Origin of the sequence: Lysinibacillus sp. NPDC094403 (assembly GCF_050278745.1) — a bacterium.
Classification (GTDB): Bacteria; Bacillota; Bacilli; order Bacillales_A; family Planococcaceae; genus Lysinibacillus.
This window is the reverse complement of the sequence record NZ_JBNNTL010000001.1, coordinates 136,253-148,080: the sequence shown is the minus strand read 5'-3', so window position 1 is coordinate 148,080 and position 11,828 is coordinate 136,253. Positions and strand designations below refer to the sequence as shown.

General features: G+C 38.2%; 11 protein-coding genes. All 11 read right to left on the bottom strand.

The window, feature by feature from the left end; genetic code table 11:
- Positions 1-26 precede the first annotated feature (26 nt).
- Positions 27-884 (bottom strand): ATP synthase F1 subunit gamma, encoded by an 858-nt coding sequence (gene atpG, locus ACQKMV_RS00690; RefSeq protein WP_053484440.1) that lies wholly within the window; start codon positions 882-884, stop codon positions 27-29.
- A 47-nt stretch (positions 885-931) separates the two neighbouring features.
- On the bottom strand, positions 932-2,440 hold the full coding sequence (gene atpA, locus ACQKMV_RS00685; protein WP_427426016.1) for a F0F1 ATP synthase subunit alpha: 1,509 nt from the start codon (positions 2,438-2,440) through the stop codon (positions 932-934).
- A 28-nt stretch (positions 2,441-2,468) separates the two neighbouring features.
- A complete protein-coding gene (locus ACQKMV_RS00680) occupies positions 2,469-3,005 on the bottom strand; it encodes a F0F1 ATP synthase subunit delta (RefSeq protein ID WP_427501930.1) in 537 nt (178 codons plus the stop codon).
- Positions 3,002-3,523 carry a F0F1 ATP synthase subunit B gene (gene atpF / locus ACQKMV_RS00675; RefSeq protein ID WP_427426014.1) on the bottom strand — a complete coding sequence of 174 codons (522 nt, stop codon included), beginning with the start codon at positions 3,521-3,523 and terminating at the stop codon, positions 3,002-3,004. The genes ACQKMV_RS00680 and atpF overlap by 4 nt, the downstream gene beginning before the upstream one ends.
- Positions 3,524-3,696: 173 nt before the next feature.
- Complete coding sequence (gene atpE, locus ACQKMV_RS00670) at positions 3,697-3,921, bottom strand: F0F1 ATP synthase subunit C (protein WP_132360362.1); 225 nt, start codon at positions 3,919-3,921, stop codon at positions 3,697-3,699.
- 65 nt (positions 3,922-3,986) lie between these two features.
- Positions 3,987-4,709, bottom strand: a complete 723-nt coding sequence (gene atpB / locus ACQKMV_RS00665) for a F0F1 ATP synthase subunit A (RefSeq protein WP_134020520.1) — start codon at positions 4,707-4,709, stop codon at positions 3,987-3,989.
- A gap of 36 nt (positions 4,710-4,745) precedes the next feature.
- Positions 4,746-5,117: an ATP synthase subunit I gene (locus tag ACQKMV_RS00660; protein ID WP_427501929.1), complete on the bottom strand. Its 372-nt coding sequence runs from the start codon at positions 5,115-5,117 to the stop codon at positions 4,746-4,748.
- Between the two features lie 518 nt (positions 5,118-5,635).
- Positions 5,636-6,757: a non-hydrolyzing UDP-N-acetylglucosamine 2-epimerase gene (gene wecB, locus ACQKMV_RS00655; protein ID WP_427426012.1), complete on the bottom strand. Its 1,122-nt coding sequence runs from the start codon at positions 6,755-6,757 to the stop codon at positions 5,636-5,638.
- Between the two features lie 227 nt (positions 6,758-6,984).
- Entirely contained in the window at positions 6,985-7,614 is a 630-nt protein-coding gene (gene upp, locus ACQKMV_RS00650; protein WP_427501928.1) for a uracil phosphoribosyltransferase, read from the bottom strand.
- 126 nt (positions 7,615-7,740) lie between these two features.
- Positions 7,741-9,900 (bottom strand): EAL domain-containing protein, encoded by a 2,160-nt coding sequence (locus ACQKMV_RS00645; RefSeq protein ID WP_427501927.1) that lies wholly within the window; start codon positions 9,898-9,900, stop codon positions 7,741-7,743.
- 678 nt (positions 9,901-10,578) lie between these two features.
- A complete protein-coding gene (gene glyA, locus ACQKMV_RS00640; RefSeq protein WP_427426010.1) occupies positions 10,579-11,820 on the bottom strand; it encodes a serine hydroxymethyltransferase in 1,242 nt (413 codons plus the stop codon).
- Between the last annotated feature and the right edge of the window lie 8 nt (positions 11,821-11,828).

Here is an 11,828-nt window from a genome sequence, read left to right as displayed (position 1 = left end):
TTCTTATACGACATTGGGAAGCTGGCCTATTCTAAGGCTGCAGCTCCACCAACGATTTCTGTAATTTCTTGTGTAATCGCCGCTTGACGCGCACGGTTATATTGCAATGAAAGGTCTGAAATAAGATCAGAAGCGTTATCAGTTGCATTTTTCATAGCCGTCATACGAGAAGCATGTTCACTTGCTTTTCCATCTAATAATGCGCCGTAAACTAAGCTTTCCGCGTATTGTGGAAGTAACACTTCAAGAATTGCTTCACCAGATGGCTCAAATTCGTAAGAAGCATTACTGCTAGCAGGTGCAAGATCCGTTAATGGAAGAAGTTTTTTCTCTGTCACTTCGCTAGCAATTGCGCTGACAAAGTGATTGTAGTACATATAAAGTTCATCATACGTACCATCAGTGAACATACCAACAGCTTTACGAGCGATTTCTTTGATATCAGCAAATGATGGTTGGTCCGGAAGACCAACAACATCGCTGATGACATTATGATCACGTTTCACAAAGTAATCACGAACAACACGACCTACCGCTAAAATAACGTATTCGTCTTTTGATTTATGACGCTCGTCAATTGTACGTTGTACTTGACGTAGGATACTTGAGTTGTAAGCACCTGCAAGACCACGGTCAGAACCAATGACTAAGTAAGCTGTTTTCTTAACAGGACGAGCAGTTAACATTGGATGTCCACTGTCTTTTGTTCCTGAAGCGATCGCGCCTACTACGTCCTGGATTTTTTCCATGTAAGGAACGTACGCTTTAGCGTTTTGCTCTGCACGACGTAACTTTGAAGAAGAAACCATCTGCATCGCTTTCGTAATTTGTTTCGTACTCTTTGTAGAATTAATACGACCTTTTATTTCGCGTAAGTTTACCACTGGTATTTCACCACCTTTTGTTTTTTAATCAAGTGACTAACTCGAACTTATTCTGATTTAGCGAAAGTTTTTTTGAACTCAGTTAAAGCTGCTACGTAATCAGCATCAGGAGCAAGCTCTTTTGTAGTACGAACATGATCTAAAACGTTTGTGTGGTTTGTATCTAACCAGCTTAAGAATTCACCTTCGAAGCGAACGATATCTTGTACTGGAATATCATCTAAGTGACCTTTAGTTAATGCATAAAGGATAGCAACTTGCTTTTCAACTTTAAGTGGTTTGTTAAGGTCTTGTTTAAGAACTTCAACCGTACGTTTACCACGTTCAAGTTTAGCCAGTGTGATTTTATCTAAATCAGAACCGAATTGAGCAAATGATTCAAGTTCACGGAATGCAGCTAAGTCAAGACGTAGTGTACCCGCAACTTTTTTCATCGCTTTAATTTGAGCAGATCCACCTACACGTGATACAGAAAGACCGGCGTTAATCGCTGGACGTACACCAGAGTTGAATAAGTCAGATTGTAAGAAAATTTGTCCATCAGTGATTGAGATTACGTTAGTTGGGATGTATGCAGAGATATCCCCAGCTTGTGTCTCAACGAATGGAAGAGCTGTAATAGAACCATTTTGGTATGTTTCATTTAACTTCGCAGCGCGTTCAAGTAAGCGGCTGTGTAAGTAGAAAACGTCACCAGGGTAAGCTTCACGACCTGGAGGACGGCGTAGAAGAAGTGAAAGTTCACGGTAAGCTGATGCTTGTTTAGAAAGATCATCATACACGATTAATACGTGCTTACCTTGTAACATGAATTCTTCTGCCATAGAAACACCAGCAAGTGGTGCTAAGAATAATAATGGAGCTGGTTGAGAAGCAGAAGCTGTCACAACGATTGTGTAATCTAAAGCGCCATTTTTACGAAGAGTTTCTACTACACCACGTACAGTAGATTCTTTTTGACCGATTGCAACATAGATACAGATCATGTTTTGGTCATTTTGGTTAAGAATTGCATCGATTGCTACTGATGTTTTACCAGTTTGACGGTCACCGATGATTAACTCACGTTGACCACGACCGATTGGTACTAGAGCGTCAATCGCTTTGATACCAGTTTGTAGTGGTTCGTGTACTGATTTACGAGCCATTACACCGAAAGCTGGACTTTCGATTGGACGAGATTTTGTTGTGTTGATAGGACCTTGTCCATCCACTGGTTGACCAAGTGGGTTTACAACACGACCAATTAGTTCTTCACCAACTGGTACTTCCATGATACGACCTGTACGACGAACTTCATCGCCTTCTTTGATGTCTGTGTATGGACCTAAAATTACGATACCAACGCTACCTTCTTCTAGGTTTTGAGCCATACCCATAACACCGTTAGAGAACTCTAAAAGCTCTCCAGCCATGACGTTGTCGAGGCCATGAGCAAGTGCGATACCGTCACCAATACGGATAACTGTACCAACTTCGCTTACTTTAAGTTCAGATTCATAATTCTCAATCTGTTGTTTAATCAGACTGCTGATTTCTTCAGCCTTGATGCCCATGTATGTCACCTCTCACATTTCTAAATTATTAACCGATTAATTCACGTTTTAGACGCTCAAGCTTGTTCGCTACTGAGCTATCATAAATATGGTTACCGATTTGAACACGAATCCCACCAAGTAAAGATGGATCGATTTCGTTTGTTATGTTTAATGATTGTTTCCCAACAAGTTTCGCAAACGCTGCCGAAATGTTAGCGTTCTCTTCAGCAGAAATTGCACGAGTTGAGAATACTGTAGCATCTGCAATACCTTGTGCTTGTGCAGCAAGTTCAGCATATGCTGTTGCGATTAGCTTCACTTCGTTTACACGTTTTTTCTCAACAAGTAGTTGAACTGTGTGTAAAACTTCTGGAGTTGCACCAGCAAAGATTTCAGCTACCATTTGTTTCTTGCGTTCAATAGAGAACTTAGGAGCATTTAAAAGTGTTAAAAAATCAGGAGATTCATTGACAACCTTTGTTAGTTCGTTTAAGTCTGCTCCAACTTCTGCAAGAATGTTTTTTTGTTGCGCTAATTCAAAAAGCGCTTGAGCGTAACGTTTTGCTACAGTTGAATTACTCATCGAGCTTCCCCTGCCTTCGCAATCGTCTCTTCAATTAGAGCACGGTTGTCTGCCTCAGAAATCTCTTTGCTAAGGACTTTAGATGCTGCAAGTACAGATAATGAAACGACTTCATCACGTACAGCTGCAATAGCTTTTTCTTTTTCAGACTCAATTTCACGTAAAGCCGATTCTTTTAAGCGGTTCGCTTCATTGCGTGCTGCAGTAAGAATTTCTTCTTTTTGCACTTCGCCTTGCTTCTTAGCGCCTTCAACAATCGATTGTGCTTCCGTACGAGCTTCTTTAAGAAGGCTCTTTTGTTCTTCTAAAAATGCATGAGAATCTTTGCGAGCTTTTTCAGCTGCTTCGATTTCACTAGCTACTAATTCTTCACGTTGTTGCATGATGCCCATAAGTGGACCCCAAGCGAACTTTTTAAGTAATAGCATTAACACTATGAAAATGATCAATGTTGCGGCGATATCACCACCATTGAAACCAGGTCCAGCGTTGCCTAGTACAAGATTATCTAAAAACACGATTGTTTCACTCCCTTCAAGAGCTTTAACTTCAACATAATAATTTTATTACTTGAAAAACTACCTATTTTAAAAAGCTATATTTTCACATAGCTTTTATCAGTTCCAAAATGAAGGGCGAAGTTTCATCTAGAGATTCCTGCTTCGCCACTAGAATTCAGTATACAACTGAATTATTTGTTCATTACGATGAATGCGATTACTACTGCGATGATTGGTAGGGCTTCAACTAATGCTACCCCGATGAACATTGTAGTTTGAAGAACGCCACGAGCTTCTGGTTGACGAGCGATACCTTCTACTGTTTTTGAAACGATAAGACCGTTACCGATACCTGCACCAAGTGCACCTAAACCGATTGCGATTGCTGCTGCTAATAAACCTAATGAACCTGTCATTTGAAAATTTCCTCCTTGGAATTGTTTGTTTTTTTTGGGTTCAAGCATAAGATGTATGCTTTATATTAATGGTCATCGCTCACTTTATGAGCCATGTAAACCATTGTTAACATTGTGAAGATAAAGGCTTGGATAAAGCCGATGAAAATAGAGAAACCTTGCCATGCCATCATTGGAACAATTGCTCCGATGAATCCAACAGCACCTGATGATGCTAAACCTGCGATTAAGCCAAGTAAAATCTCACCTGCATAAATGTTACCGTAAAGACGAAGACCTAATGTTAAAGTGTTCGCAAATTCTTCAACGATTTTTAGCGGGAACATGAATGACATTGGCTTGAAGAATGTACCAACATAATGGCCTGTCCCCTTCATTTTAATACCATAGAAATGTGTTAAGGCTAAAATCATTGCTGCAAGCGTCATTGTAACAGTTGGGTCAGCTGTAGGAGATTTCCACCAAAGTTCGCCATCATAGATGATAGAGAATGGAAGACCTAATAAGTTAGATACAGCGATAAACATAATTAACGTGATACCTAAAATGTGGAATCGACCGCCAGTTTTCCAGTCCATGTTGCTTTTGATGATGTTCTTTACGAAATCCATAATCCATTCCATAAAGTTTTGCATACCTGTAGGTTTTAACTTAAGGCTTCTAGTTGAGATAAACGCGATTAAGAAAACGATTACAGCTGCGACTAGTAACATCATTACAGTTGAAAGGTTGAACGTTAGAGTAAACAAACCAAAATCAACTACTTTTAATGGAGCTTCATGATTCATTGTTATTTTTCACCTCTCTTTCTAATTTAAAGCACATTAGCGGTTCCTTACATGTGACACAATTCTCTCGACAAAGAGAAAAACGTACGGAATCATTAGCCCTATGACCGTGCTAATTAAGTGAAAATAGTTTGGCAACGAAATGGCTAAAGCGACTGCCGCTACACCTGATGCAAAGCGAAGCGCTGTACCAAGTGAGCCTACTTTCTTCCCTTCACTAATGGATCGATCAAACTTCTCCATACGGCGAACTAAAATCCAAAAATTATACGTACCAAAAAATGCACCGATTGCGATGCCCGCAAATACCGTTTGATAGGAAGTAAATCCCCAGCCTAATGCACAGAGTGCGAGCAAAAAAAATAACGCTCTCTTCTGCACAGCAAAAATGTGATGCAAATCTAGCATTGGTTTATAATCTCCTGAATCAATTTTTCGAGTAAAGAAAACGTTTGCTGACCACTATGTGAAATCAGAAAAGAGCAGTGAAAAACACTACTCACAGCGGAATAGTAACGGGAGAGAGTCATTTTGAAATTACAGGTGTAAATCCCAAAAAAAATCTTACACCCCGAAACGCACAAAACGTTGCAAATCGACAGTTTAAGTTTGTACTGTCAATTTAGTAGAAACCTGATATAACAAGTGTTTCAACCTCTATTTACGAATAGAAACCCTTATCATTCTTACCCTTTGTAAGCATACAATAGGAGATATTTGAAGTCAATTGGTAAAGGAGAAAAACTTCACAGTCACTGTATTCTTGTCAAATTGTTGACAAATTTGTGTATGAAATTTCATAGCTCCAAAACGGAAGTTCACGTTTGTGCAAAAAAAAGCTAATTTACGACACATTTATGCTCGTAAATTAGCCCACCCATTACAAATGGTAAATTAGACTCATTTTTCAATTTCGAAATGGCGTATTACTTGCTTTTTTGTAAAAATTCTAGAAGAGCCTTCACAATACGCTCAGAAGCATGTCCATCACCATAAGGATTTGATGCTTTTGCCATTGATTCATAGGCATTTGTATCTTCTATTAATTGCTTTGCTAGAGAATAGATTGTTTCTTCTTCAGTTCCCGCTAGCTTTAAAGTCCCTGCTGCAATACCTTCTGGACGTTCTGTTGTATCTCTGAGCACTAGAACTGGTTTACCTAATGAAGGTGCTTCTTCTTGGACGCCACCAGAATCAGTTAAAATCATATAAGAATTAGCCGCAAAGTTATGGAAATCGAAGACTTCAAGAGGTTCAATTAAATGTACACGCTTATGGTCTCCTAAAATTTCATTAGCTATTTCTCGTACAGCTGGATTCATATGAACTGGATAAACAACTTGAACATCCTCATGCTCTGCCAAAATTCTAGTAATCGCTCTAAACATATGACGCATAGGTTCACCTAGATTTTCACGACGATGCGCTGTTAATAAAATCATACGATCTGAACCTATTTTTTCTAAGACAGGATGTGTGTAATGTTCACTTACAGTTGTAGCTAATGCGTCGATAGCTGTGTTACCAGTGACAATAATAGTTTCAGGGTTTTTATTTTCATCTAAAAGGTTTTTCTTCGATACTTCCGTTGGTGCGAAATGAAGGTCGGCCATGACACCTGTTAACTGGCGGTTCATTTCCTCTGGATATGGTGAATACTTATTCCAAGTTCGAAGACCTGCTTCCACATGTCCGATAGCAATTTGGTTATAAAATGCAGCTAGGCTTGCAATGAAAGTCGTTGCTGTATCGCCATGTACTAAAACAATATCTGGTTTTGCTTCTTTCATAACTTTGTCTAAGCCTTGTAATGCATTAGTCGTCACGTCAATTAATGTTTGACGATCCTTCATAATATTTAAATCGTAGTCTGGTGTAATTTTAAATGTTTCTAAAACTTGATCGAGCATTTGGCGATGTTGAGCTGTTACCGTCACAATCGATTCTATTTGCTCAGGATGCTTTTGTAATTCCAATACAAGTGGAGCCATTTTAATAGCCTCTGGTCTCGTACCGAAAATCGTCATTACTTTCCATTTTTTCGTCAAAACGATTTGCACCGTCCTTTATAATATTTGTATGAAAAGTTCTTTACTCCCATTGATCTGCGTCGTATGAAGCAAGTGTCGAACTTCAAGGGAAGTATTTCGCCTAACATACTATGAAACGTCCTTCAATATTGAAGGACGCTCTCAAAAGTTTTAAGTTTCCCAAAAATTACATAATAAATCTTCAGGTGGTGAACCTTGTTATTACCGTTGAAAACTGCTCAGTATTATTTCGTACCGAATAGACGGTCGCCTGCATCACCTAAACCAGGAACAATGTAACCATGGTCGTTTAATTTTTCATCTAGTGCAGCAATATAAATATCTACATCTGGATGCTGTTCTTGAATCTCTTTTACACCCTCTGGCGCAGCGATTAAGCACATAAATTTAATACTTTTCGCACCACGTTTTTTCAGTGAGTTGATCGCTTCCACTGCTGATCCACCAGTTGCAAGCATTGGGTCTACAATGATGAAATCACGTTCTTCTACATCTGCTGGAAGTTTTGCATAGTATTCTACAGGTTTTAAAGTTTCTGGATCACGATAAAGACCGATATGACCAACTTTTGCAGCTGGAATTAGATTTAATACGCCATCTACCATGCCGATACCTGCACGTAAAATCGGTACAATCGCAAGTTTTTTACCAGAAAGTACTTTTGTCTTAGCAACTGTAACAGGTGTCTCAATTTCAATTTCCTCGACTGGCATGTCACGTGTAATTTCGAATGCCATTAATGTTGCAACTTCGTCTACTAGCTCACGAAATTCTTTTGTTCCTGTATTCTTATCACGAATATAAGTTAACTTGTGTTGGATTAGTGGATGATCAAATACGTATACTTTGCTCAAAGGGATTCGCTCCTAACCGTTCGGATTTCATTTTTATCTCACCTAGTATAACAGAAAAAAGGAGTCGTCTCAAAAATAAATTTGGGACAATTCCTTTTCAAGAGTGTTTACTACATATAATAGCGATTATTCATCAAGTATTGCATCTAACTGTTCTATTGCCATCGGTTTGTAATAAAAATACCCTTGTCCTACTGTACAGCCAAGTGCAAGTAAAATCTCAACCTGTTCTTTATTTTCAATACCTTCTGCGACCGAAGTCATTCCTAAGTTTAATGCTAATTGAATAATGGAGCGGACAATAGCGAGTGTCGCAGCATCATTAATAGCATTAATAAAGCTTCTATCTATTTTCAATTCAGTAAACGGAAGTCGTTGTAAATAACTTAGTGATGAGAAGCCTGTTCCAAAGTCGTCCACCGAAGTTTTAAAGCCATAGCCCTTTAATTCCTGGATAATAGAAAAAGCTGTCTGAAAATCTACTAGACCAATATTTTCCGTTACCTCTAAAATGATATACCTCGGATCAATATCGTACTTCTGAACGAGCTCCAATGTATCCTGTACAAAATTAGCATAGTAAAAATGATCAGGCGAAATATTTACTGCCACCTTCACTAATTTTTTCCCTAATCTCTTGCGCTCTGCTAACCATGAAAGAACAATCTCTAATATCTGAATATCGATTTCTCGTACCTTTCCCGCACTTTCTGCCACTGGAATAAATACCGCTGGTGACACAAAACCGAGTTTCGGAGAAATCCAGCGTGCAAGCGCCTCAATACTTTGGATTTCACCTGTCCGTAAATCAACCTTTGGCTGTAAATTCACCGAGATTTCTTTATTTTTTATTGCTTGTGCCAAATGGTTTAACATTGCCATTTGCTGCTCAAGCACATCGTTTCTTTCTTGCGTAAATATTTCCACATAAGTGCCCGGTTTATTGGCCGCAAAGGATACAGCATTATCTGCAAAGCGAACCGCATCAGCAATTTTTATCTCATCGTTATATAAAGCAATTCCAGTTTTCAGTGTAATATAAATTTGCTTCCCCCCCACAATAAAGGGCTGACGAATAATCTCTTTTAGACGCCTTTCATAATTTAAGAAAACTTCATCGGATGTCGTATTTGAAATGATTAAACTAGAGCTTGTAAATCTAGCAATATATTCGTTATGCTCATTTTTCTCTTCATTTAGACGTTTGGCAATTTGTCTTAAAAGCTCATCTCCCGCTTCACGACCATATAACTCGACAATTTGATGAAATTCGCTCGGCTTTAAGATTTTGATATTACCCTTTTCACCGCATTCTCTCTCTTTTTCTACCTTGTTTAAAAAACTATGTCGATTAGGTAGCCCCGTTGTAATATCGATATAGGCTAAATCCCATATCTTTTGTTGTGTTTTTGCATACGAGTAGGCCAATGCAACAAGTGCACCAATTTTTCGAAACATGTTTTCAAAAAACTTTCGATCACTTGAATGTTGCCTTAAAAATATCGCAAACAATCCAATTGCTTGATGTTGTTGATTGTATATTGGCACGAACCATCCAAATGGCTTTTTAGATGAAATGGCAAATATTTTATGTTCTATTGGAATATCAATTTCATCCAAGTTCTTAACTAGAATGGATGTCTCGCTTTGCATAACTTTCTTAAAAAATTCATTGTTTTCACAACGCTCTGGTAAACCTTTTATTTTATCGTTCCCATTAAAAATTTGTAATTGATCTGCCTCCGTTTTGACAAGTACCATACTTGATATATTCGGCATAAAAAATTCATCTAGACCACTGCAAATAATGCTCATCGTTATATCAAAGGAATTGTCCTTTTCAATCGCCTCATACATAGCTTTCTCTAGGCGCATTAAAAATTCCTCTGTGTGATAGTACGTAACATCCTTCACAAGTACTAGTACAAATAATGTTTCATTTTTATTATTTTGAAATGGGAGTGCTTGAATTTCTGCCCAAAAAGGAGGTTTATCGAAGCAACTATGGTGCAATTTTGCTTGTACCATGACTCCGCTATGTATCTTTTGTTTAATCGTTTCAATAGTTGTCATCTGTTCTTCGTTTGACATCAATGAAAAATAATCGTTATTTATTATTTGTGAACGTGTAGAATTCGTAAGCGTACAAAAAGAATCATTACACTCCAATATACAATGATTATTCGTTACATCAAAAATAACGTAGCTTTCTCTAGAATTATCACCTAACCTACGAATTGTATTTAATAGCATTTCATTTTCTATGAACATCATTTTAGTAACCATCCAGCTCCCCCTCCCTCTATCACTTTTATCTCTCTTCATTGTACATAAAAATTCAAAAAATTGTCACTTTTATAAAAAAATATTCTTTATAAGGACACTACTTGTCCCGATCAACTTTATAATATAGGCTCTTCATCATAACGTGTGGTTAAATTCTGTTCCGACTGGGGGTGTCTGATTAGCCGCTTGGGCCAACAGATGTTTTTTGTGCGAAAGCGTAGTGCAACGTAGTGGCAACAACACTACGTTGGTCACGAAGGAGTCGCCCAGCCGGAATGAAAATCAACTTATATAAATGGCATTTGTTTTAAAAATACCATCCGCAACTTTTAGCAACGAGCCATAATATATCCTTTTCTACTAAGTTTATGTAAATAAATTCAAAAATAAGAGTATTTTATTTCCATTTTAGAAAAAATAATTACATTATAATAATATTTCCCAAACAAGAAAGCTTTTCACCATAACGCAGGATGATTTCGTTCCACTTTGGATACTGTGTGAAAGCGAAGCGACAACACGGTTTTGTCTGTGCGGAAGCGAAGCGACAGCAACAACACGGTTTTGTCTGCTTACACTCTAATCAACTAATGCCATCTCGACTTTTCAAAATGAGCAATAAAAAAAGCTGTGGTTAAAGTGATAGATTACACTTTAAGCACAGCCTTATCTATTAAATTATGCGTATAATGGATGTTTGTCAGTTAAAGCTTTTACGCGAGCTTTTGCTTCTGTTTTGACTGCTTCATCTTCTGGGTTTTTAAGAACCGTAGCAATAATTGCACCAACTTCTTTCATATCCTCTTCTTTGAAGCCACGAGATGTTACAGCCGGTGTACCGATGCGGATACCAGAAGTTACGAATGGAGATTCTGTATCGTAAGGGATTGTATTTTTATTTGTTGTAATCCCTACTTCATCAAGTGCATGCTCTGCTACTTTCCCTGTTAAGCCAAGAGATTTCACATTAAGAAGTAACAAGTGGTTATCCGTACCACCAGATACAATTTCAACACCTTCTGCCATTAATACTTCTGCTAAAGCTTTAGCATTAGCTTTAATTTGTTTTGCATACTCTTTGAATTCTGGTTGTAATGTTTCACCGAATGCTACAGCTTTTGCAGCGATCACGTGCATTAATGGTCCACCTTGGATACCTGGGAATACAGATTTGTTTAGCTTTTGCTCCCATTCTTTCGAAGCAAGGATTAAACCACCACGTGGACCACGTAATGTTTTATGAGTTGTAGATGTCACAAAATCAGCGTGTGGCACTGGTGATGGATGTTCGCCAGCAGCTACAAGACCAGCAATATGTGCCATATCCACCATGAAGTATGCTCCTACTTCATCAGCGATTTCACGGAATTTAGCGAAATCGATTTCACGTGGGTATGCAGACGCTCCTGCAACAATTAGTTTTGGCTTATGCTCTAATGCTTTTTGGCGTACATCTTCATAATCGATTACTTGAGTATCTTTTGTTACGCCATATTCAACGAAATTATATAGAATACCTGAGAAGTTTACAGGAGATCCATGTGTTAAGTGACCACCATGAGATAGATTCATACCAAGTACTGTATCTCCTGGCTCTAAAATTGTGTGGTATACAGCCATGTTTGCTTGTGCACCAGAGTGTGGTTGTACGTTTGCATATTCTGCACCAAAGATTTCTTTCACACGATCACGTGCGATATCTTCCACAACATCTACGTGTTCACAACCGCCATAGTAGCGTTTACCTGGATAACCTTCAGCATATTTATTTGTTAGAACAGAACCTTGTGCTTCCATTACTGCTTCAGATACAAAGTTTTCTGATGCGATTAACTCAATATTTGCTTGTTGACGTTTTTTTTCCGCAAGAATTCCATCTAATACTGCTTTGTCTTGTACTGCTAATTTTTCGTATGCCATGTTTAAAA